This is a genomic window from Aminobacter niigataensis, from assembly GCF_946995915.1.
In the GTDB taxonomy this organism is placed as follows: Bacteria; Pseudomonadota; Alphaproteobacteria; order Rhizobiales; family Rhizobiaceae; genus Aminobacter; species Aminobacter niigataensis.
The window spans coordinates 286,246-306,388 of sequence record NZ_OX341517.1; the positions used below are offsets into that span (position 1 = coordinate 286,246).

Genomic DNA, 20,143 nt, shown 5'->3' on the forward strand with positions numbered 1-20,143 from the left:
CCCTCCCCCAAGGTTCCCCGGCTTGATCGACCTACATCATTGTTGGCTCACGCTCCGTCGAAGTACTCGAACTGCCAGTCCTTGCCATTCGGCAGGAGCATCGGCGTTAGCCACGACGCATCGACAAAGAAATTCCGGCCATGGGTGATCCAGATGCAGGACGCGGATTCGTCGAGCAGCTTCTGCATCTCGATATAGATTGCCTCTCGCTGGGCCTTCTCCAGCGTTTCCACGCCTTGCTGGTGCAGGTTGTCAAACTCGGGACTGTTCCAGTGCTGCCAGTTCCACAGACCGACCTGGCTGCCAAGGAACCATTGTGTCTGGAAGCTCGGATCGAATTTGGAGGTGTAGGGTATGAGGGTGAGTTCGAGATCCTTGCTGGCATTGTCGGCGCCGAGCGCCCAATAGGCGCCGGAATCCATCGGGTTGATGTTGAGCGTGATGCCGACTTCGGCAAGATTGGCTTGGGCGATCTGGGCCACGGCGAGCGAGGTGGCGTCGTTGAGGCAGGTGAAGCTGAAAGTCAGGCCGGTCAGGCCGGTTTCGGCCAGCAGCGCCTGCGCTTTTTCGAGATCGCGGTTGTAGAGCGGTGCATCCGCCCAGTTACCGAGCAGCCCCGGAGCCAGCAGCGTCTTGGCGCGCGAGGTGGCGCCGGCATAGGCGCCTTCAATGATTGCATCGACGTCAATCGCCCAGCGGATCGCCTGGCGCACCTTGACATCGGCAAGGGCACCTTTTTGGACGTTGATGCCGATCCAGGTGTAGTCGACGCCGGCAATGTCGATCACGTCGGTGTCCGGCAGCGCCTTCGCAGTGTCGAGCTGGTCGGCGTCGAAGGCCGTGAAATCCAGTTCCTTCGCCTGATAGGCCAGGAAGGAGGTCCTGCGTTCGGGAATGATCTTGCCGGTGATTTCCCCGACGCGAGCCTTGAAAGGACCCTTGTAGTCGGGATTTGCGGCAAGCAGGAACTGCTCCTTGGGGCGCCAGTCCTTGAGCAGCAGCGGCCCCGAACCGATGAGGGTCGTGGCGATCTTGTCGCCCAGCTGTTCGCAGGCCTTCTTGGACAGGATTGCCCCGGAAGCGTCGCAGATACCGATCAACCAAAGCGCCGCGGAGCGGTGCTTGAGGATGAGCTTGCCGGTGTATTTTCCCGTGATTTCGACCGACTTCAGAGCCTCCATGTCGTCGGCGTAGGCAAGTTTCTTGCCGTTGTCGCCATTGATGAAGCGGTCGAACGAGTACTTCACGTCTTCGGCGGTCATCTCGCCGAAATCACCGGTGAACATTTGGCCTGCGTTGAGCTCGAATTCGAACTCGGTATCGGAAACCTGCCGTATCTCCTTGGCCGCATCGTTGGACCAACTGAGCTTGCCCGGCTCGAACCGCACCAGTGTCTGGCAAACCGAACGGATGATGTTGCCCTCGGTGGTGCCGAAGCGATTGCCCGGGTCGAGGCTGCCGATATCCGCATCTACTGCGATGACCGGGTTCATTCGGTCGCCTGCGGCCCGCGCAAACCCGGCAAAAGGCAGAAGTGCCGCTGCCGATGAAGCTAGAAGGAAAGTTCTACGATTCACGCTCATGCTGTTCCCCCTTTTGTTTGTTACATGCAGTCGCGCGGAATGACCTCGTCATATCTCCGTTCTGCAAATATCTGCCCGCGCTCATAAGCCTTGACCCAGCCGCCGATGTAAAAATTGGCGAGGTCGCAGCTGATGGTGATTTCGCAATCCAGACGCGCGTTCCAATCAGGCCGCGTGAATTCTTCATGGCAGGTCACCTGTGTGACGCAACTGGCCGGGTCATTGTCATCGATGCCATAGACCTTGCGGCGCCAGGCGGTGATTTCCGTGCCCGTTTCCTCGATGACGAACCGGCCGTCATCAGACAGCACCGTCAGTTCGGTTCGCTCGGTAGGCAGGTCTGTCGTGAGCGAGCGCAACTGGCGTGCCGGCTCCTTGACCGTCACCGCACCGGGCTCGGCCCAGGCAGCCTCCTCGAACCGGACAGGCACAAGGCCATCTTCGAAATTCAGAATGGGCAGGTCGAGCTGGCAAGCCTGGCAATCAATGGTCAGCGTCGTGCACTGCGGCGACGGCCATGCCATCGGCCAATAGGACGACGAAATCGCCACCCGCAACCTATGTCCCACCGGGATCGTTTGCGCTATCGGCTTGAACGAAAGCTCGACATCCTCGAATTGACCGGGGGTCAAAGGTGCCGGGAACTCATGACTTTTCCGGTGCGTGAGATTGAGCAGGGCAAAGGTCAGGAAGGCGGAGGTGCCATCGGGCGCCACATCGTTCAGCCTGACGCAAACCTGCGCCTGCGGCTTGTCGGCGGCAACACGCAGCTTTATTTTCGCCACTCCGGCAAGCGGCAGCTCCGCACTCAGCACGTGGGTGTCAAAGCACAACGACCCGCCGTCGTCGGTCCGCTGGTCGCGCGCGCCTTCCGCGGCAATCCTGCCCTGGCCATAGGGGCACCATTCCTGCCCTTGCACGCCGGTGGTGAGTGGCGAGGAAATGGCAGGTTTCGCGCCGCCTGCATCCGGTGTTTCGCTGAGATGGCAACCGGCGTTCAACCACAATTGCTTGCGAACGATCTGTCTTGCCGGCCATTGCGGGAATCCCAGCCAACGGCCCGACCTGGCACCCATATGCGAGTGGGGTTTCGCGTAGTCCATCAGGTACAGGCGCATGTCCGGGTCGCGCTCGGCGCCGTTTTCGATGCCCTTCAGCCAGTGATCGAACCAGCGGATGCATTCCTGGAGATAGCCGATGGCTGGGTCAGGGACCCCGCCATGGGGCTCGGTATGGCCCCACGGCCCACAAAGCCCCTTCGCCGGCGCTTCAAGGTTCTCGACAAGATTGAAGATCGCCTGCGTATAACCATCGAGGTAGCCACCGACCGCCAGCACGGCGCATTCGATCGAAGAGTAATCCTCGCAGACCGAGCCTTGCTTCCAGAAAGCATCGCGACGCTGGTGGTTCAGCCATTGGGCGGCGTGGTTCTTGTGGTCCTCGAGGCGATGTTTCCACATTTCACGCCAGCGCTCTTCGCCGACAACGGCAGGGTCCGGCGGCAGCGCCGCGTAGCTGAACAAGGAGCCGCCCCAGCCGAAATTGTCGTTGATCAGCAGGCCGCCATTGTAATGGGCGTCACAGGCATAACGGTCATCCGTCGAGCATGCGGTGACGATCGCCTTCAATTGCGGCGGCTTCCTCGCGGCGACCTGGAGGCCGCTGAATCCGCCCCAGCTGATGCCGATCATGCCGGCGACGCCCGTACACCATGGCTGGGCACAAAGATGGGCCAGGATTTCCAGTCCATCATCCTGCTCGCGCTTGACGTATTCGTCCTCCAGCAAGCCGTCGGAATCGCCGGTTCCAGAGATATCGACGCGGGCACAGGCGTAGCCGTGGGCGGCAAAGAACAGGTGTATTTCGTCGTCGCCCTTACGCGTGCCGTCGCGGCGGCGATACGGTATGTATTCCAGGATCAGAGGGACAGGATTGTCTTCAGCACCCTCGGGGAGGAACAGCCGTGCGGCAAGCTTGCGGCCATCGGCCAAAGGAATCCAATGGGTTTCGACTGTTTTTAACCCGGAAATGACGACGGCTGGCATGTGAACTCCGGCTTGGATTAAATGAACGTATAATATATTGAATGACCAATCAATATATAATCGGAAGGTAGCGCAAATGGCAAGGCGATCAATCAGGGCGATGCGCCGCGACGAGCTGATGGATGCGGCGATCGCAGTCATCGCTGAGGAAGGATTGGCCGGAGCGACGATGGCCAGCATTGCTGGCCGCGCCGGCATGTCAGCCGGCCTGGTCAACCACTATTTCGACAGCAAGGAAGAGCTGATGGCGCTGGCGATGCGCAATCTCTCGAACCTGTTTCGTCAGGACATCATGAGGGTGGCGCCCGCTGATCCCACGCCAGCGCAGCGACTGCGCGCGATCGTCGACGGGTCGTTCGCGCCGCAACACCTGGGTGCCCCGAAGCGAGCGGCGACATGGATGCAGTTCATGATCGCGTCCCAGACGGAGCCTCGCATCAAGCATCTGTATCAACTGACAGGTGCCCGTTTCGTGTCGAACATCCGCTATGCCGTCCGGCGGCTGGTTCCGCCGGAACAGGTGGACGATACGGTCCACGGTATCGCCGCGATGATCGACGGGTTTTTCTGGCAGATCGCGAGCGACTATGAGGAGGCAGATCTGGAGCGAAGCCGCAGAATCTGCTGGCGTTACATTTGCCTGCTCATTCCTGCAGTGGAGGAATGAGCGATCGGTTCGGTGAATTTCGATGCCCGGCTGCCGCTTGTTGCCCGCGACCATTCCAGCGCGTTACCGGCGCAAAGCCTGTCCTCCTCACCTGCACATGAAACTTGCTTGCTCGCTTCCGAAGCGCAGCCATGAACCGACCCGCCTGTGCTGGAACTGTGCCAGCAGCCAAATCGATCAATCTTTTGGGGAGCAAAAAGACGGAAAACTATATCTGTTTTCAATCTGTTAAATGGCGCACCCGACAGGATTCGAACCTGTGACCTCTGCCTTCGGAGGGCAGCGCTCTATCCAGCTGAGCTACGGGTGCTCGTCCGCAGGCTGACCGCGGACCACCATCCGGCGAACCGGACGACGCGCGTTCATAACCGATGCGGCGGCTGGCTTCAACGGGGGAAGTGGCAAATCGCGCGGCAAGCACGGACGCCGGCAAAAGCAGTTGCGGCACGCAGTGCCGGGCGGCCTGGCGCCACCGTGATGCCGACGCCGGCGCGATTGACGATCATCGCCGCGCATTGTCTAACGCGGCTGACATGTTCACCCTCGCGCAGATCGAAAGTTTCACCCAGGACGTCAAGAAGAGCCGCTTCCTGACCGTCGCCGGTCCGGTGGCCGACGAGGCCGCGGCCAAGGCGTTCATCTCGGCCCATTCGGATGCAGGCGCCAACCACAATTGCTGGGCCTGGCGCGTCGGGCAGGCATACCGCTTCAGCGACGACGGCGAGCCGAGCGGCACGGCGGGCAAGCCGATCCTGCAGGCGCTCGACGGCCAGGCGCTCGACAACGTCGCCGTGGTCGTCACGCGCTGGTTCGGCGGCGTGCTTCTCGGCACCGGCGGGCTGGTCCGCGCCTATGGCGGCACCGCATCGGCCTGCCTGCGCGCGGCCGCCAAGGTGCCGCTAGTGGCGACCGTCGAGGCAATGATGACGCTCGAATTCGCCGACCTGGCGATCGTCCAGGCCAGGCTCGCGGCTGTGCCGGGCGTCCGCACCATCGCCGAGACTTTCACCGCCACCGGCGCAGTGCTGACCCTCGCCCTGCCCGAGGCCGACGCCGCGGCCGTCGCCAGGATGATCGCTGACCTGACCAGCGGGCGGGCAGCGGTGGCTTTTGCCGATTGACCCTGGCTCCCACGGACTTTGACTGCGGCCAAGCCGGCCGAAGCCGACCGAAGATGTGTCATGGCAGCATTGGATGGCGCCGGTCAGGAAACGGCCATAAGCTCAGGCAGGGCAAACCAGCCCCGCAGCCGCGCTGGCAACCGCGATACCCCCGCCATCTGTCTTGAAGGAGATCTTGGAATGGACATCAAACGCTGCGGATCGCGGCCCTCGGCAACGCCGTCGCCCGACTATTTCACCGGCGCCGTGCGCCAGGACCCGATCATCGAGGCGCCGGCCCCGGCGCAGGTTCGCGCCGTCAACGTCACCTTCGAGCCCGGCGCGCGCACGGCGTGGCACACCCATCCGCTCGGCCAGACGCTGGTCGTCACTTCAGGCTGCGGCTGGGTCCAGGTCTGGGGCGGCGAGGTGCTGGAAATCCGCAACGGCGACGTCGTCTGGTTCGCGCCCGGCGAAAAGCACTGGCATGGTGCCGCGGCCACCACGGCGATGTCGCACATCGCGATCCAGGAAGCGCAGGACGGCCGCGCCGTCGACTGGCTCGAGCATGTCAGCGACGCACAATACAAGGCGCCGGCCTGAGCGACGGGTCGCTGACTACGCAAGCTCCCCGGCAGATCAATCGCCGGGGCTGCGCATCAGTAGACTTCGGCCATCGGCACCGGACCTGAAGCCGGGGCCGCTGCAGCGACGGGTGCCGGCATCGACGTGACGGCCGGCATCGCGACCGCCGTCTCGGTCGGCATCGGCACGGGCTGCGCCGCCGGCTGGAACAGCGACGAGGCCAGGCTGCCGCCCGAAGCTTGCGGCATGTAGCGCACGATCAGTTCCTCGACATGGGCATTGCGCTTGCGTGCGCTGTCGCCACCCATCACGACAATCACCAGCTTGCGGCCATCGGCATTGACCGAGGTGACGATGTTGAAGCCCGACGCCCTGATGTAGCCGGTCTTGATGCCGTCGACGCCATTGACCCGGCCGAGCAGGTCGTTGTGGCCGCGCACCCGCTTGCCGCGGAAATTGAAGTCGGTGGCGGAGAAATAATAGTAATGCTGCGGAAAATGCTTGCGCAGCGCCATGCCGAGCACGGCCATGTCGCGTGCGGTGGTGCGCTGGGCGGCGTCCGGCAGGCCCGACGCATTGCGGAACACCGTCGCGGTCATGCCGAGCTGGCGCGCCTTCGACGTCATCAGGCGGGCAAATCCCTCCTCCGAGCCGCCGAGATACTCGCCGACGGCAACGGCAACGTCATTGGCCGACTTGGTCGCCAGGGCGCGGACCGCCGCCTCCAGCTCGATCTGCTCGCCGCGCTTGAAACCGAGCTTGGAGGGCGGCTGCGAGCGGGCATTCTCCGACACCGGGATCAGCGTGGTCTTGGACACGCGCCCCTGCTGCATCGCCTCGAAGGTCAGGTACAGCGTCATCATCTTGGTCAGCGAGGCGGGATAGCGCGGCGCCGTCGAATAGGCCTGGAACAGCGTGCGCCCGTTGGAGGCGTCGACGACGATGGCCGCATATTTTTCCGGCGCGGCCGGCGGGGCCACACTGAGCGTTTCCGTGGTAGCGCAGCCGGTGAGCAAGGCTGCCACGGCAAGCAGCGCCGCCAGCTGGCGAAACAGGGCGGGCACAGGGCGCCGGAAGGACCTGAAGGACCTGAAGGACCTGAAGGACCTGAAGGAGAGCGGAAGCAGGAAGGCTTGGGCTAACAAGGAAAAACCTGTCGGTGGTCGCCAAGAACTCTGGCTGAGTGGGATGCCGGCCGGCAACAACAGCCGGAAACTACAGAATGTGGGACAAGCCGTCCATTTGGCTCATCGCGCCAGGCACATGTTGCGCCAGCGGTGTTGACTATTGGTTACACCTGCAAGCTTGCGCTAACCGTGAAAAAGCGGCTTGTCTGGAACAGCAACAGCGGGTGATTTGGCAGATGAACGTGCATCGATTGCAGGCCGAGGGCATTTCCGTCGCACTGGACCTGTCGGTCGGCCACGTCGCCGATCTCGCCATCGAAGCCGGCGGACGCAACATCAGGCCATTGCACCGCGCGCCATGGATCGACAGGCAGGACCTGCCGGAAGGGCTGCCGGCGGGCGTTGTCAGGCTGTCAGGCGATTTCCTCTGTGCGCCGTTTTCGCGCAGCGACGTCGAGGCGGCACCGCTGCACGGCTGGCCGGCCAACAGCGCATGGGATCCCGTCTCCGACGAAGCCATTTCGGGCGGTCGACGCGCCGCCTTCCGTCTGCAGCACAAGGTGATGGGGGCGACGGTCGAAAAGACGCTGATCCTGCGCGACGGCCATCCGTTCCTCTACCAGGAACACAGCTTCACAGGCGGTTCGGGCGCGATCTCGGTCGCCCATCACCCGATAACCGAGATGCGTGCAGGCGGCAGGCTGGCGTTTTCGCCGAAGCGGCTGGCGGCGACGCCACCGGACGCGACCGAACCCGATCCGGCGCGCGGCAGCCATCTGCTCGCCTACCCAGCCCGCAGCACCGATCCGACGCGCTTCCCCGCCGCGTCAGGCGGCGAGGTCGACCTCACCAACTTCAGCGCCAGCCGCCGACACGAGGATTTCGTCACGCTGGTCGAGGCCGATCACGGCGGCATGGGCTGGACTGCGGTGGCGCGCAAGGCCGAAGCCGACGTCGTGCTGGTGCTGAAGAACCCATCCGAGCTGCCCGTGACTATGCTGTGGATCAGCAATGGCGGCCGCCTCTACGCACCGTGGAACGGCCGTGCCGGGGTTCTCGGCATCGAGGACGGCCGCACAGCGATCGGCCATGCCGCATCGCTCGGCGACAACTGGCTGCGGCGCGAAGGCGTGGAAACCGCCTTTGCGCTCGGCGGGCATGTTGCTTTCCGCCAGATCGTCGGCGCGCTGCCGCTGGAGGGCGGCCAGCCGCCGGTTTCGACTACTCCCAGCGAAGGAAGGCTTCGGCTGGCGTTCGCGGATGGCAGCAGCCGCGACACGGCTTTCGACGATGCGTTCCTGCGAATTGCAAAACGCACTTGAACTGGAACCTTCGCCGCCTCAATTTTGTCTGATGCTCCAGCAGGATGCCAAACGAGACCATTGGGAAGGCCCATGTCAGAGATCGCCCATATCGCCGCCACCCTCTTCAAGCGCGCCCATCATGCCGAGCGCTTCGTGATCGGCATCGCCGGGCCGCCCGGTTCGGGCAAGTCGACGCTGTCGTCGGCGCTGCGCGACGTGCTGCCCGAAGGCTCGGCAGCCGTGGTGCCGATGGACGGCTTCCACTTCGACGACAAGGTGCTCGAGACGCGCGGCCTGAGCGCGCGCAAGGGCGCGCCCGAAACCTTCGACTTCGCCGGCTTCGAGGTGCTGCTCAAGCGGTTGCGGGCGGCGGAGCCCGACATCGCCATCCCGGTTTTCGACCGCAGCATCGAGCTGTCGCGCGCGGGAGCGGAGATCGTCGGCGCCGACGTCAAGTTCATCCTTGTCGAAGGCAATTATCTGCTGCTCGACGAGGAACCCTGGCAGCGGCTCGAATCATTGTTCGACTTCACCATCTTCGTCGATGCGCCACGCGAGGAGCTCGAGCGGCGCCTGGTCGAACGCTGGCGCGAGCATGGACGTTCCGACGCCGACGCCCGCAACTGGATCGACAGCAACGACATGCCCAACATCGACCGCGTGCTCGCCGCGCGGCGCAAGGCCGATCTGGTGATCTGAGCGCAAGCGGAACCGAAGCGCCAACTGCCCGTTGTCTGACATGCGGACGACCTGCAAATGCGGGTCCGGACATGCGCAACAGCGAGGCGACAGCCATGGCTACCAAGGCAAAGAAAGCTGCCCCCAGGTCGGGCAAGGCACTTCAGTCGAAGGCGGGTGCAGGCCCGGCAATGGCCGAACGGTCGAAAGACGCAGCCAAGCCGGCGTTCGGCAAGGCCGCGCCCAAGAAAGTCACGCCGGCAGCTGAGAAACCCGCGAAGGCGGCCAGCCCGAAGAAGGCCGCTGCCGACAAGCGGCCATCGGTGGCCGCCCGGGTGATGCGCAAGGTCAAGGGTGTGGCGAGCGGCGTAGCCGGCATTGCCGCCTCAGTGATCACTCGCGACGGCGGCAAGGCGAAGGCCAAGGCCAAGTAGGCACCTGCGCCTTCGCTTGACGTCGGTGCTCAGGAGCGCGCCGGGATGTTCAGCCCGGCCTGCACCGCCGGCCGTGCCAGGCCGCGTTCCAGCCACGCCGCGACATTCTCGAAGCTCTTGAAGCCGACGATGTCGCCCGCTTCATAGAAGCCGATCAGGTTGCGCACCCAGCCGAGCAGGGAAATGTCGGCGATGGTGAAGTCATCGTCCATGATCCACTTGCGGCCGGCGAGCCGCTGGTCGAGCACGCCGAGCAGGCGGCGCGACTCGTCGCGGTAGCGCTCGAGCGGACGCTTGTCGGCGATCTCCCGGCCGGCGAATTTGTGGAAGAAGCCGAGCTGGCCGAACATCGGGCCGACCGAGGCCATCTGGAAGAACACCCACTGCACGGTCTCGTAGTGCCGCACCCGGTCGGCCGGGATCAGGCGGCCGGTCTTTTCGGCGAGATAGAGCAGGATGGCGCCCGACTCGAACAGGCCGATCGGCTTGCCGCCGGGCCCGTTGGGATCGATGATCGCCGGGATCTTGCCGTTCGGGTTCAGCGCCAGGAATTCCGGCGTCCAGCTCTCGTTCTTGCCGATGTTGATGGCATGGGCCTCATAGGGCAAGTCGAGCTCTTCCAAGGCGATCGAGACCTTGACGCCGTTCGGCGTCGGGAACGAATAGAGCTGGATGCGGTCCGGGTGTTGCGCCGGCCAGCGCGCAGCAATCGGAAATGGGGTGAGATCGCTCATCGACGGTTCCTCGTGGGGTGGGCCGACGCGAAGCGCTGGCCGGAATGGTGGGGCATGCAAAAGTTAGGCATGCAGGCGCGCGTCATCAATATGCATGCGCGCTGTTTTATCCAGATGACATCTGGAGATATGACTCTGGGAGATCGAAGACGGCCGGTCAGGCCGCCTTCACCGCCACCACGGCGTTGGTGCCGCCAAAGGCAAAGCCGTTGCTGATCGCCACCCGCACCGGGCGAGCCTTGGCGACGTTGGGCGTCACGTCGAGGTCGCAGTCGGCGTCGGCCTCGCGATAATTGGCGGTCGGCGGCACCAGGCCCTCGCGCACCGCATTGACGCAGGCGATCATTTCGAGCGCGCCCGAGGCGCCGAGGCAATGGGCATGCATCGATTTGGTCGACGACACCGACAGCTTGTGCGCATGGGCGCCGAACACGCGCTTGATGGCTGCAGTCTCGATCTGGTCGTTGGCCTTGGTGCCGGTACCGTGGGCGTTGATGTAGTCGACCTCTTCCGGTGCCAGGCCGGCATCGAGCAGGCAGGCACGCATGGCGGCGGTCGGGCCTTCGACCGTCGGTGCGACGATGTCGGAGGCATCGCCGGACATGCCGGTTCCGGCAAGTTCGGCCAGGATGGTCGCGCCGCGCGCGATGGCGTGTTCGTAGGTTTCGAGCACGGCCATGCCAGCGCCCTCGCCGAGAACCAGCCCTTGCCTGTCGGCGGAGAACGGCCGGCAGGTGTCGGGCGCAACGACACGCAAGGCTTCCCAGCCCTTGATCACGCCCCACACCAGCGGTGCGTCGGTGCCGCCGGCAACAATCGCATCGGCGCGACCGAGCAGGAGCTGGTCCATTGCGGTTGCGAAGGCGTGGTTGGACGAGGAGCAGGCGGATGTGACGCCAAAGACGGGACCGCGCAGGCCGAGGTTCATGCTGACCTGGCCGGCCGCAGCACCCGGCATGACCTTCGGCACGGTGAAGATGCCGGCGCGGTTCTTGCCCTCGAGCAGGATGGCGCGATAGTTTTCCTCGATCGCTTCCCAGCCGCAGACGCCGACGCCAACGATGGTGCCAACGCGGTGGGTGTTGTTTTCGTCGACGACCAGGCCGGACTGGCGCATCGCTTCCTTGGCCGCGATCACGGCGAGAAGGCTGAAGCGGTCCATCGAAACGAGTTGCTTGCGGTCGATACCGTGCTCGGGCAGCTGCTTGATTTCGGCGCCGATGCGGATCTTGAGTTCATGCAGGGCGCCATTGGTCAGCGGCCCGATGGCCGAGCGGCCAGCGCGCATGGAGTCCCATATGGCAGGCGCGTCGGTGCCGAGCCCGCACAGCCCGCCGATGCCGGTAATGACGATGCGGGGACGCTTCATCTCAGGCTTTTTGTGCAATCAGGGCGCGAACGGCTTCGACCATGTCGCCGACATTCTTGAGGCTGCTCCAGGCATCGGCCGTGTTCATCTCGATTTCGATGCCGTATTCTTCTTCGAGATCGAAGATGATCTCGGTCAGTTCGAGAGAATGGATGCCGAGCGCGGTCAATTCGGTATCGAGCGTGATCTCTTCGCCGCCGGTCTCTGCATGCGCCTTGATCTTGTCGATGATTTCCGTTGCCAGCTGATCAGCCATCAGTACCCTTCCCCAAGAACTCTCTTACATTGGCCGGCGTCGCACGACCGTCGTGTCGGGCCCTTTCCGAGCCCGAATTGCACTGTTCGCCCCCGAAATGAGCCAAAAAGGCATCTCTCTATAGAAACCGAAACGCCGTGAGGCAACAAGCTATATATCGACAATCGCGTCGTCTCGGCTAAACCTCAGAGCATCATGACCATCAGCGCATCCTTGTCCGCGGCGACGGACGCAGCAGCGATTTCCTCGCAACGCGTGGCGGCACGCGCCCGCATCGAGATCGTGCATCGTGCCGGACGCAGCCGCCTCGCCCGTCTCTACCAGGACGGCGCCGCCAAGATCAGGCTGCCCGATACCGGGGGCGATCCGCTGGAGGCGGTGCTGATCAACATGGCCGGTGGCCTGACTGGCGGTGACCGCATCGGATGGGAGGTTGCGGTCGGGGCCAGCGCGCGGGCATCGATCACCACCCAGGCGTGCGAAAAGGTTTACCGCGCGCTGGCCGGCCAGGCCGAAGTGGACGTGCGGCTGACGGTTGGCGAAGGCGGTCGGCTTGCATGGCTGCCGCAGGAGACGATCGTGTTCGACCGCTCCGCATTCTCCCGTTCGCTCGATGTCGACATGGCTAGAGGTGCCGAAGCGCTCATCGTCGAAGCGACGGTCTTCGGCCGCAGCGCCATGGGCGAACGCGCCAAGGACGGCCTGTTTCGCGACCGCTGGCGCGTTCGGTGCGAGGGAAAGCTCGTCCACGCGGAAGAATTTTCCGTCGGCCCCGACATGGAAACGACGCTCGCCAAGCCGGCATCTGCCGGAGGGCGCATCGCCATGGCAACGCTGCTCTTGATCTCCGACGAAACCGAGGTCTTGGTGGAGCCGGCGCGGCGAATCATCGGCGACGATGGCGGTGTCAGCGCCTGGAACGTGGCCGGAACTGGCAAGCTTCTTGCGAGGCTGTACGCCGAGGACGGCTACCAGCTACGTAAACGACTCATGCCCCTGGTAGCCCTGCTCAACGGACAGGCAGGCTTGCCCAGACTGTGGTCACTCTAGGATTTCGGTGCGCGAATGAACCTGACGCCAAGGGAAAAGGACAAGCTGCTGATCGCCATGGCGGCGATCGTGGCGCGCAAGCGGCTCGAGCGCGGCGTCAAGCTCAACCATCCCGAAGCAATCGCGCTGATTTCCGACTTCATCGTCGAGGGCGCGCGCGACGGCCGCCCTGTCGCCGAGCTTATGGAGGCCGGCGCCCATGTCATCACCCGCGCCCAGGTGATGGACGGCATCGCTGAGATGATCCATGACGTCCAGGTGGAAGCCACCTTCCCCGACGGCACCAAGCTGGTCACCGTGCACGAACCGATCCGCTGAGGCCGCCATGCTCGAACTGCGCCCCAATTGCGAATGCTGCGACCGCGACCTGCCGCCCGCGGCGACAAACGCGGTGATCTGCACCTTCGAATGCACCTTCTGCACGGACTGTGCTGACGGCGTGCTCGGCGGCACCTGCCCCAATTGCGGCGGAAATTTTTCCGCCCGCCCGATCCGGCCCGCCGCCATGCTTTTGAAATATCCCGCCTCGACCAAGCGCGTGCTGAAAGCCGAAGGCTGCACGCCGAAATCGGCAGCCTGAGGAACGACACCATGATCCCCGGCGAAATCATAACCGCCCCCGGCTCAATCGAGCTCAACAAGGGCCAGCCGACAGTCACGCTCAAGATCGCCAACACGGGCGACCGGCCGATCCAGGTCGGCAGCCACTATCATTTCTACGAGACCAACAACGGCCTGAAGTTCGACCGCGAGAAGGCGCGCGGCATGCGGCTCGACATCGCCGCCGGCACCGCCGTGCGCTTCGAACCGGGCCAGGAGCGCGACGTCACGCTGGTGCCGCTGGGTGGCAAGCGCGAGGTCTACGGCTTCCAGAAAAAGGTGATGGGAAAGCTCTGATGCCAGCAATCATCTCCCGTCCCGATTACGCCCGGATGTTCGGCCCGACCGTCGGCGACAAGGTCCGGCTCGCCGACACCGAGCTGTTCATCGAGGTCGAGAACGACTTAACCGTCTACGGCGAGGAAGTGAAGTTCGGCGGCGGCAAGGTCATCCGCGACGGCATGGGCCAGAGCCAACTCAGCCGCGCCCAGGGGGCGATGGACTGCGTCATCACCAATGCGCTGATCCTCGACCACACCGGCGTCTACAAGGCCGATATCGGGCTCAGGGACGGCCGCATCGCCGCCATCGGTAAGGCAGGCAATCCCGATACCCAGCCCGGCGTCACCATCATCATCGGTCCCGGCACCGAGATCATTGCCGGCGAAGGCAAGATCCTGACCGCCGGCGGCATCGACACCCACATCCATTTCATCTCGCCGCAGCAGGTCGACGAGGCGTTGAACTCCGGCGTGACCTGCATGGTCGGCGGCGGCACCGGTCCGGCGCACGGCACGCTCGCCACCACCTGCACGCCTGGACCATGGAACATCGCCCGCATCATCCAGGCCTTCGACGGCCTGCCGATGAATATCGGCGTATTCGGCAAGGGCAACGCCTCGCTGCCGGGCGCGCTGGAAGAGATGGTGCTGGCTGGTGCCTGCGGCCTCAAGCTGCACGAGGACTGGGGCTCGACGCCGGCGGCCATCGACACCTGCCTGTCGGTCGCCGACGCCTACGACATCCAGGTCGCGATCCACTCCGATACGCTGAACGAAGGCGGTTTCGTCGAGGACACGGTCGCCGCCTTCAAGGGCCGCACCATCCATTCGTTCCACACCGAAGGTGCAGGCGGCGGCCATGCCCCCGACATCATCAAGGTCTGCCAGTATCCCAACGTGATCCCGGCCTCGACCAATCCGACCCGGCCCTACACGGTCAACACCATCGCCGAGCATCTCGACATGCTGATGGTCTGCCATCACCTGTCGCCATCGATCCCCGAGGACATCGCCTTTGCCGAGAGCCGCATCCGCAAGGAGACGATCGCGGCGGAGGACATCCTGCACGACCTCGGCGCGTTTTCGGTGATCTCATCGGACAGCCAGGCGATGGGCCGTGTCGGCGAGATGATCATCCGGACATGGCAGACGGCCGACAAGATGAAGCGCCAGCGCGGCGCGCTGCCGGGCGAAAAAGGCGACAACGACAATTTCCGTGCCCGCCGCTACATCGCCAAATACACCATCAACCCGGCCATCGCGCATGGCATGTCGCGCGAGATCGGCTCGATCGAAGTCGGCAAGCGCGCGGACCTCGTGCTGTGGAACCCGGCGTTCTTCGGCGTCAAGCCCGACATGGTGCTGCTCGGCGGCTGGATCGCCACGGCGCCCATGGGCGACCCCAACGGCTCGATCCCGACGCCGCAGCCGAGTCACTACCGCCCGATGTTCGGCTCTTTCGGCAAGGCGCTGACCAACAGCTCGATCACCTTCGTCTCGAAGGCCGGGCTGGAGGGCGGCCTGCGCGAGCGCATCGGCGTCGAAAAGCAGATGGTGGCGGTCGAAAACACCCGCGGCGGCATCGGCAAGCGCTCGATGATCCTCAACGACGCCATGCCTCAGATGGAGGTCGATCCCGAGACCTACGAGGTGCGCGCCGACGGCGAGCTTCTGACCTGCGAGCCGGCGACGGTTCTGCCGATGGCGCAGCGCTACTTCCTGTTCTGACGTCAGTCCACCCGCGACCTGATGCCACGCCGGCAATGCTGGAACCGCCTCCGGCCAATTGTTATCTAGCCCTCGCTAGCAAAAATATCCGGCAGGACTCCCGAGCCCAAGATCGGGGGCTCCGGCTATCTTGGAAATGGAGTTCTACATGTTCGGGAAAAAAGTTCCTGCCGTCACCTTCCGTACCCGCGTACGCGACGAAGCCGTTGGCGGCCCCAATCCCTTCCGCTGGGAAGACAAGTCCTCGGCCGACTATTTCGACGGCAAGCGCGTCGTCCTGTTCTCGCTGCCGGGCGCCTTCACCCCGACCTGCTCGACCTACCAGCTGCCCGACTTCGAAAAGCTGTTCGGCGAATTCCAGACCCAGGGCATCGACGAGATCTACTGCGTGTCGGTCAACGACGCCTTCGTCATGAACGCCTGGGGCAAGTCGCAGAACCTCGACAAGGTCAAGCTGATCCCGGACGGCTCGGGCGAATTCACCCGCAAGATGGGCATGCTGGTTGCCAAGGACAATGTCGGCTTCGGCATGCGCTCGTGGCGCTACGCCGCCGTCATCAACAACGGCCGCATCGAGAAGTGGTTCGAGGAAGAAGGCTTCTCCGACAATTGCGACAGCGATCCCTACGGCGTTTCCTCGCCGCAGAACATTCTTGAGGCGCTCAAGAACGACGACGTCGCCGAAGCCGCATAAGCTTCAGTGTTCTCGCCAAGATCGAAACCCCGGCCGTCTCCGCGCGCCGGGGTTTTTTGTTACCTCGAATACGGCCGGTCAATCGGAAAAGGGCGCGGGAACTTCATCCACGCCAAGATCTATTGGCGATATGCGTATTTCGGCGCAGGATGCGTGCCATGAACAAGATTTTCGGCAAACCGCAATTGACGCCCTACGAGGCCGATTATGCTCGCTGGTGCGCAGAGCAAGGCGCGCTGCTGCGCGAGGGAAATCTGCAGGATCTCGACCGGGAAAATCTCGCCGAGGAGATCGAAAGCTTGGGGCGCAGTGACAAACGCGAAATCGAAAGCAGGCTCAATGTGCTGCTTGTCCATCTTTTGAAGTGGCGGTTCCAGCCGGATCAGCGGGCGGGAAGCTGGAAAGCAACGATTACCGAACAGCGTTGGCGGATTTCGCGGGTGGTCAAGGACAGCCCAAGCCTGAACAGCTATCCGAGGAAGGTTCTGGCCGAGGAATATGCACTTGCACGATCGAACGCCGCCACCGAAACCGGACTGTTTGCAGACGCCTTCCCGTCAGATTGCCCTTTCAGCATTGGTCAGGTCCTCGATTTGGAATTCTTCCCGGAGTAGTTGGCTGCAATCGAGATGCTAGCCACCCTGCGCTGGTGGCACTTTGTCGCCACCCGCAGCGGACGATTCCATCACGCCATCATCACGGCTACTGTACCTGTCAGATATCGCGGTTTTGGTCCTGTTCGACACCATTGCCCGAACCGGCTAACACCCCGACTTCATGTAAAAGGAAAGAGCTTACCGATGCTGCGCGCTCCCCATCTCATTCGCGCCGAAGTCGTCCGTGCCGATGCGCAGCGCCAGCTGCCGTTCGACCTTGCCGTGCTCGCCCATGACGAACGCCATATCCGCCGCCGCGCCATCGAACTCGTCCATGGCGACCGCGTGCTGGTCGACCTGCCCGAGCCCGTCGTGCTCGAAACCGGCGACGTGCTGGTGCTCGACGACGGCCGCCACGCCGAGATCATTGCCGCCGAGGAAGAGCTCTATGAAATCCGCGCCCATGATGCGGTACACCTGACGCAACTTGCCTGGCACATCGGCAACCGGCACCTGGCGGCGGCGATCGAAGCCGACCGCATCCTCATCCTGCGCGACCATGTCATCAAGGCGATGTTGGAGGGCCTCGGCGCCCAGGTCAGCGACATCCTGGAGCCGTTCGAGCCGGTGCGCGGCGCCTATTCCGGCCAGGGCCACAGCCATGGGCAAAGCCACGGTCACGCGCACGACCATGGGGATCACCACCATGGCGATCACAACCACCATCATGGCGGACACCATCACCACCATGACTGAGCCCGGCAAGGGTGCAGCGCTGCTGCGGCTGATGGCGTGGCTGTCGCCGGCGTTCCCGGTCGGCGGCTTCTCCTACAGCCATGGCCTCGAACGCGCCGTGCATGACGGGCTCGTCGCCAGCCGCGACGACCTTGCCGGCTGGCTGGCAGCCCTGGCCGAACTCGGCTCCGGCTGGAACGATGCCGTGCTGTTCGCCGAAGCGTGGCGCCGCGCCCGAGAGGATGGCGATCTCGCCGAGATCGCCGAACTCGGCGAGGCGCTCGCCGGCTCGCGCGAACGCCACATGGAAACGATGCTGCAGGGACAGGCCTTCCTTACCGCCGCCTCCGCCTGGCCGCATCCGGTGCTTGAAAAACTGCCTGCCGATTGCCCTTACTGCGTCGCCGTCGGTGCGGTTTCAGGCGCCAATGGCGTCGCGCTCGAGGATGCGCTTGCGGCCTATCTGCAGGCGTTCTCGACCAATCTTCTTCAGGCGGCGATCCGCCTCGGCGTCGTCGGCCAGGTAGCTGCGACCGGCATTGTTGCCGCGTTCGAGCCGGTGGCGCTTGCGGTTGCCGCCCGCGCTGCGGCGTCGAGCCTCGACGACCTCGGCTCGGCGGCGCTTACCTCCGACATCGTGGCCATGCGCCACGAAACCCAGCACTCGAGGCTTTTCCGCTCATGATCCTGATCGCCTTCGCGCTTGCCGCGGTGCTCTATCTCCTGACCTCGCTGCACGTCTATTGGGGCCTCGGCGGCGTCTGGCCCGGCACCGACCAGGCGTCCTGCGCCCGTGCGGTCGCCGGCTTCCGTGGCATCGACGCCATGCCGACGCCCTTCGCCTGCTTTGCCGTTGCCGCCTGCCTGTTGCTGGCGACGCTGTGGCCGCTGGCGTTGGTCGGGGTCTTCGCCACGCCGTTCCCGAGAGCAGGGCTCGCCGCTTCGGCGCTGATGATCGCGCTGGTGTTCCTGGGCCGCGGCATCGCCGGCTTCACCCCGGCGTGGCGTCGGCTGACGCCGGAAATGCCCTTCGCCCGCCTCGACCGGCTGTATTATTCGCCGCTGTGCCTGCTCGTCGGCACAGGCTTCGCCTTCCTCGCCATCAAGGGATTTCAGCCATGACATCGAAAAACGGCCCGCTTCGCATCGGCATCGGCGGGCCCGTCGGCTCGGGCAAGACGACGCTGACCGAAAAGCTGTGCAAGGCGCTGCGCGACGAGTTCTCCATCGCCGTCGTCACCAACGACATCTACACCAAGGAGGACGCGCTGCTGCTCGCCCGCCTCCAGGCGCTGCCGGAAGAGCGCATCATGGGCGTGGAGACGGGCGGCTGCCCGCACACCGCCATCCGCGAGGACGCCTCGATCAATCTCCAGGCCATCGCCGCGATGAACCGCAAATTCCCCGACCTCGACATCGTCTTCATCGAGTCGGGCGGCGACAATCTGGCGGCGACTTTTTCGCCCGACCTCGCCGACATCACGCTCTACGTCATCTCGGTCTGCCAGGGCGAAGAGATCCCGCGCAAGGGCGGCCCCGGCATCACCCGCTCCGACTTCCTGGTCATCAACAAGAGCGACCTCGCGCCCTATGTGAACGTCGATCTCGAGGTCATGGAAGCCGACGCCGCCCGCCAGCGCGGCAAGCGCCCGTTCGGCTTCACCGACCTGTCGCGCGGCAAGGGACTGGAAGCGGTCATCGACTTCATCGTGGAGAATGGCGGGCTCCGGCTGGACCAACGGATTTCAGCCTGAGCGGCGGTTGCCGCACCTGACATGACGCGGCACTCTTCCCCCAGCCGGAGAGAGGGAGGAACACATGGCCGTCGCCCAGCTCAAGCAGACCAACCTGCCGTTCTACGAAGAGCGCGTCGACCTCGCCTGCGCCTTCCGCTGGACGGCGCGGCTCAACATGCATGAGGCGGTGGCCAACCATTTCTCGCTCGCCGTCAGCGACGACGGCTCGAAGTTCCTTATGAACCCCAACCAGGTGCATTTCTCGCGCATCAAGGCGAGCGACCTGCTCTTGATCGACGCCAACGATCCCGAGACGATGAGCGGGCCCAATGCGCCCGACCCGACCGCCTGGGGCCTGCATGGTGCGGTCCACCGCAACTGCGCCCATGCGCGCTGCGTCATGCATGTGCATTCGATCCACGCCACCGTGCTTGCCTCGCTGGCCGATTCCACCCTGCCGCCGATCGACCAGAACACGGCGATCTTCTTCCGCCGCCACGTCGTCGATGGCCAATATGGCGGGCTCGCCTTCGAGGAAGAGGGCGAGCGCTGTTCCAGCCTGCTCTCCGATCCCAAGGTCAAGGTGATGATCATGGGCAATCACGGCGTGCTGGTCATCGGTGACAGCGTCGCCGACACCTTCAACCGGCTCTATTATTTCGAACGCGCCTGCGAGACCTACATCAAGGCCTTGTGGACTGGCCGGCCGTTGCGCACGCTCTCCGACGAGATCGCCGAAAAGGCGGCACTCGAGCAGGAGGACTATCCCGGCCAGGCCGAACGCCATCTCGCCGAGCTCAAGGCGATCCTCGACGAGCAGGAGCCGACGTACCGGAGCTAA

24 protein-coding genes and 1 tRNA gene are annotated in these 20,143 nt (G+C 64.1%); 18 read left to right on the plus strand and 7 right to left on the minus strand.

All coding sequences use genetic code 11. The features are described from left to right. Window positions 1-47 precede the first annotated feature (47 nt). Both O1Y97_RS01425 and O1Y97_RS01430 read right to left on the minus strand, forming a co-directional pair. Entirely contained in the window at window positions 48-1,493 is a 1,446-nt protein-coding gene (locus tag O1Y97_RS01425; protein ID WP_318762827.1) for an ABC transporter substrate-binding protein, read from the minus strand. A gap of 110 nt (window positions 1,494-1,603) precedes the next feature. Next, window positions 1,604-3,808, minus strand: coding sequence for a CocE/NonD family hydrolase (locus O1Y97_RS01430; protein WP_318762828.1), 2,205 nt, complete (start codon window positions 3,806-3,808; stop codon window positions 1,604-1,606). On the opposite strand from O1Y97_RS01430, the gene betI reads away from it, so the two are divergent. Then, on the plus strand, window positions 3,747-4,295 hold the full coding sequence (gene betI / locus O1Y97_RS01435) for a transcriptional regulator BetI (protein ID WP_246389595.1): 549 nt from the start codon (window positions 3,747-3,749) through the stop codon (window positions 4,293-4,295). The genes O1Y97_RS01430 and betI overlap by 62 nt on opposite strands. A gap of 233 nt (window positions 4,296-4,528) precedes the next feature. On the opposite strand, the gene O1Y97_RS01440 is transcribed toward betI, so the two are convergent. Beyond that, window positions 4,529-4,605 (minus strand) — tRNA-Arg (locus O1Y97_RS01440). A 223-nt stretch (window positions 4,606-4,828) separates the two neighbouring features. On the opposite strand from O1Y97_RS01440, the gene O1Y97_RS01445 reads away from it, so the two are divergent. Continuing rightward, window positions 4,829-5,416 (plus strand): IMPACT family protein, encoded by a 588-nt coding sequence (locus O1Y97_RS01445; RefSeq protein ID WP_318762829.1) that lies wholly within the window; start codon window positions 4,829-4,831, stop codon window positions 5,414-5,416. A 180-nt stretch (window positions 5,417-5,596) separates the two neighbouring features. Then, window positions 5,597-5,998 (plus strand): (R)-mandelonitrile lyase, encoded by a 402-nt coding sequence (locus O1Y97_RS01450; protein ID WP_318762830.1) that lies wholly within the window; start codon window positions 5,597-5,599, stop codon window positions 5,996-5,998. A 56-nt stretch (window positions 5,999-6,054) separates the two neighbouring features. Here O1Y97_RS01450 and O1Y97_RS01455 read toward each other — a convergent pair whose 3' ends face one another. Continuing rightward, window positions 6,055-7,044, minus strand: coding sequence for a D-alanyl-D-alanine carboxypeptidase family protein (locus O1Y97_RS01455; protein WP_318762831.1), 990 nt, complete (start codon window positions 7,042-7,044; stop codon window positions 6,055-6,057). Between the two features lie 299 nt (window positions 7,045-7,343). On the opposite strand from O1Y97_RS01455, the gene O1Y97_RS01460 reads away from it, so the two are divergent. From O1Y97_RS01460 to O1Y97_RS01470, 3 genes are all read left to right on the plus strand, one after another. Further along, window positions 7,344-8,429 carry a hypothetical protein gene (locus O1Y97_RS01460; RefSeq protein WP_318762832.1) on the plus strand — a complete coding sequence of 362 codons (1,086 nt, stop codon included), beginning with the start codon at window positions 7,344-7,346 and terminating at the stop codon, window positions 8,427-8,429. Between the two features lie 72 nt (window positions 8,430-8,501). Continuing rightward, complete coding sequence (locus tag O1Y97_RS01465) at window positions 8,502-9,110, plus strand: nucleoside triphosphate hydrolase (RefSeq protein ID WP_318762833.1); 609 nt, start codon at window positions 8,502-8,504, stop codon at window positions 9,108-9,110. Window positions 9,111-9,205: 95 nt separating this feature from the next. Then, window positions 9,206-9,523, plus strand: a complete 318-nt coding sequence (locus tag O1Y97_RS01470) for a hypothetical protein (RefSeq protein WP_108609578.1) — start codon at window positions 9,206-9,208, stop codon at window positions 9,521-9,523. Between the two features lie 29 nt (window positions 9,524-9,552). Here the strand turns inward: O1Y97_RS01470 and O1Y97_RS01475 are convergent, their stop codons facing one another. The 3 genes from O1Y97_RS01475 to O1Y97_RS01485 form a co-directional block, all read right to left on the minus strand. Beyond that, complete coding sequence (locus O1Y97_RS01475) at window positions 9,553-10,257, minus strand: glutathione S-transferase family protein (protein WP_183263036.1); 705 nt, start codon at window positions 10,255-10,257, stop codon at window positions 9,553-9,555. 157 nt (window positions 10,258-10,414) lie between these two features. Next, on the minus strand, window positions 10,415-11,626 hold the full coding sequence (locus O1Y97_RS01480) for a beta-ketoacyl-[acyl-carrier-protein] synthase family protein (protein WP_318762834.1): 1,212 nt from the start codon (window positions 11,624-11,626) through the stop codon (window positions 10,415-10,417). A 1-nt stretch (window position 11,627) separates the two neighbouring features. Next, window positions 11,628-11,882 (minus strand): acyl carrier protein, encoded by a 255-nt coding sequence (locus tag O1Y97_RS01485; protein ID WP_108605736.1) that lies wholly within the window; start codon window positions 11,880-11,882, stop codon window positions 11,628-11,630. A 195-nt stretch (window positions 11,883-12,077) separates the two neighbouring features. Here O1Y97_RS01485 and O1Y97_RS01490 point away from each other — a divergent pair, with 195 nt between their 5' ends. From O1Y97_RS01490 to O1Y97_RS01545, 12 genes are all read left to right on the plus strand, one after another. Beyond that, on the plus strand, window positions 12,078-12,932 hold the full coding sequence (locus O1Y97_RS01490) for an urease accessory protein UreD (RefSeq protein WP_318762835.1): 855 nt from the start codon (window positions 12,078-12,080) through the stop codon (window positions 12,930-12,932). A 15-nt stretch (window positions 12,933-12,947) separates the two neighbouring features. Next, entirely contained in the window at window positions 12,948-13,250 is a 303-nt protein-coding gene (locus O1Y97_RS01495) for an urease subunit gamma (RefSeq protein ID WP_183263038.1), read from the plus strand. Between the two features lie 7 nt (window positions 13,251-13,257). Continuing rightward, a complete protein-coding gene (locus tag O1Y97_RS01500) occupies window positions 13,258-13,512 on the plus strand; it encodes a DUF1272 domain-containing protein (RefSeq protein WP_183263039.1) in 255 nt (84 codons plus the stop codon). Window positions 13,513-13,523: 11 nt separating this feature from the next. Next, window positions 13,524-13,829, plus strand: a complete 306-nt coding sequence (locus O1Y97_RS01505; RefSeq protein WP_108605740.1) for an urease subunit beta — start codon at window positions 13,524-13,526, stop codon at window positions 13,827-13,829. After that, window positions 13,829-15,541: an urease subunit alpha gene (gene ureC / locus O1Y97_RS01510; RefSeq protein ID WP_318762836.1), complete on the plus strand. Its 1,713-nt coding sequence runs from the start codon at window positions 13,829-13,831 to the stop codon at window positions 15,539-15,541. Before O1Y97_RS01505 ends, ureC begins: the two co-directional genes overlap by 1 nt. Before the next feature lie 148 nt (window positions 15,542-15,689). After that, on the plus strand, window positions 15,690-16,235 hold the full coding sequence (locus tag O1Y97_RS01515) for a peroxiredoxin (RefSeq protein ID WP_318762837.1): 546 nt from the start codon (window positions 15,690-15,692) through the stop codon (window positions 16,233-16,235). A 158-nt stretch (window positions 16,236-16,393) separates the two neighbouring features. Next, a complete protein-coding gene (locus O1Y97_RS01520; RefSeq protein WP_318762838.1) occupies window positions 16,394-16,849 on the plus strand; it encodes a DUF29 domain-containing protein in 456 nt (151 codons plus the stop codon). A gap of 186 nt (window positions 16,850-17,035) precedes the next feature. Then, window positions 17,036-17,587 carry an urease accessory protein UreE gene (locus O1Y97_RS01525; protein ID WP_318762839.1) on the plus strand — a complete coding sequence of 184 codons (552 nt, stop codon included), beginning with the start codon at window positions 17,036-17,038 and terminating at the stop codon, window positions 17,585-17,587. Then, window positions 17,559-18,251 carry an urease accessory protein UreF gene (locus O1Y97_RS01530; protein WP_318764271.1) on the plus strand — a complete coding sequence of 231 codons (693 nt, stop codon included), beginning with the start codon at window positions 17,559-17,561 and terminating at the stop codon, window positions 18,249-18,251. Before O1Y97_RS01525 ends, O1Y97_RS01530 begins: the two co-directional genes overlap by 29 nt. Then, window positions 18,248-18,688, plus strand: a complete 441-nt coding sequence (locus O1Y97_RS01535; protein ID WP_318762840.1) for a DUF3995 domain-containing protein — start codon at window positions 18,248-18,250, stop codon at window positions 18,686-18,688. Before O1Y97_RS01530 ends, O1Y97_RS01535 begins: the two co-directional genes overlap by 4 nt. Continuing rightward, window positions 18,685-19,320 (plus strand): urease accessory protein UreG, encoded by a 636-nt coding sequence (ureG, locus tag O1Y97_RS01540; protein ID WP_318762841.1) that lies wholly within the window; start codon window positions 18,685-18,687, stop codon window positions 19,318-19,320. Before O1Y97_RS01535 ends, ureG begins: the two co-directional genes overlap by 4 nt. Before the next feature lie 64 nt (window positions 19,321-19,384). Further along, a complete protein-coding gene (locus O1Y97_RS01545) occupies window positions 19,385-20,143 on the plus strand; it encodes a class II aldolase and adducin N-terminal domain-containing protein (RefSeq protein WP_318762842.1) in 759 nt (252 codons plus the stop codon).

Excerpts from the sequence above, each read along its gene's own strand:
- O1Y97_RS01445 (WP_318762829.1), top strand. The coding sequence starts at position 4,829 with ATGTTCACCCTCGCGCAGATCGAAAGTTTCACCCAGGACGTCAAGAAG.
- betI (WP_246389595.1), top strand. The coding sequence starts at position 3,747 with ATGGATGCGGCGATCGCAGTCATCGCTGAGGAAGGATTGGCCGGAGCG.
- O1Y97_RS01535 (WP_318762840.1), top strand. The coding sequence starts at position 18,248 with ATGATCCTGATCGCCTTCGCGCTTGCCGCGGTGCTCTATCTCCTGACC.
- O1Y97_RS01475 (WP_183263036.1), bottom strand. The coding sequence starts at position 10,257 with ATGAGCGATCTCACCCCATTTCCGATTGCTGCGCGCTGGCCGGCGCAA.
- O1Y97_RS01495 (WP_183263038.1), top strand. The coding sequence starts at position 12,948 with ATGAACCTGACGCCAAGGGAAAAGGACAAGCTGCTGATCGCCATGGCG.
- ureG (WP_318762841.1), top strand. The coding sequence starts at position 18,685 with ATGACATCGAAAAACGGCCCGCTTCGCATCGGCATCGGCGGGCCCGTC.
- O1Y97_RS01525 (WP_318762839.1), top strand. The coding sequence starts at position 17,036 with ATGCTGCGCGCTCCCCATCTCATTCGCGCCGAAGTCGTCCGTGCCGAT.
- O1Y97_RS01485 (WP_108605736.1), bottom strand. The coding sequence starts at position 11,882 with ATGGCTGATCAGCTGGCAACGGAAATCATCGACAAGATCAAGGCGCAT.
- O1Y97_RS01515 (WP_318762837.1), top strand. The coding sequence starts at position 15,690 with ATGTTCGGGAAAAAAGTTCCTGCCGTCACCTTCCGTACCCGCGTACGC.
- O1Y97_RS01460 (WP_318762832.1), top strand. The coding sequence starts at position 7,344 with ATGAACGTGCATCGATTGCAGGCCGAGGGCATTTCCGTCGCACTGGAC.
- O1Y97_RS01530 (WP_318764271.1), top strand. The coding sequence starts at position 17,559 with ATGGCGGACACCATCACCACCATGACTGAGCCCGGCAAGGGTGCAGCG.
- O1Y97_RS01480 (WP_318762834.1), bottom strand. The coding sequence starts at position 11,626 with ATGAAGCGTCCCCGCATCGTCATTACCGGCATCGGCGGGCTGTGCGGG.
- O1Y97_RS01500 (WP_183263039.1), top strand. The coding sequence starts at position 13,258 with ATGCTCGAACTGCGCCCCAATTGCGAATGCTGCGACCGCGACCTGCCG.
- O1Y97_RS01430 (WP_318762828.1), bottom strand. The coding sequence starts at position 3,808 with ATGCTGGCCATCGTCGCTCCGGCCAATCCTTCCTCAGCGATGACTGCG.
- O1Y97_RS01490 (WP_318762835.1), top strand. The coding sequence starts at position 12,078 with ATGACCATCAGCGCATCCTTGTCCGCGGCGACGGACGCAGCAGCGATT.
- O1Y97_RS01465 (WP_318762833.1), top strand. The coding sequence starts at position 8,502 with ATGTCAGAGATCGCCCATATCGCCGCCACCCTCTTCAAGCGCGCCCAT.
- O1Y97_RS01425 (WP_318762827.1), bottom strand. The coding sequence starts at position 1,493 with ATGAACCCGGTCATCGCAGTAGATGCGGATATCGGCAGCCTCGACCCG.
- O1Y97_RS01545 (WP_318762842.1), top strand. The coding sequence starts at position 19,385 with ATGGCCGTCGCCCAGCTCAAGCAGACCAACCTGCCGTTCTACGAAGAG.
- O1Y97_RS01505 (WP_108605740.1), top strand. The coding sequence starts at position 13,524 with ATGATCCCCGGCGAAATCATAACCGCCCCCGGCTCAATCGAGCTCAAC.
- O1Y97_RS01520 (WP_318762838.1), top strand. The coding sequence starts at position 16,394 with ATGAACAAGATTTTCGGCAAACCGCAATTGACGCCCTACGAGGCCGAT.
- ureC (WP_318762836.1), top strand. The coding sequence starts at position 13,829 with ATGCCAGCAATCATCTCCCGTCCCGATTACGCCCGGATGTTCGGCCCG.
- O1Y97_RS01470 (WP_108609578.1), top strand. The coding sequence starts at position 9,206 with ATGGCTACCAAGGCAAAGAAAGCTGCCCCCAGGTCGGGCAAGGCACTT.
- O1Y97_RS01450 (WP_318762830.1), top strand. The coding sequence starts at position 5,597 with ATGGACATCAAACGCTGCGGATCGCGGCCCTCGGCAACGCCGTCGCCC.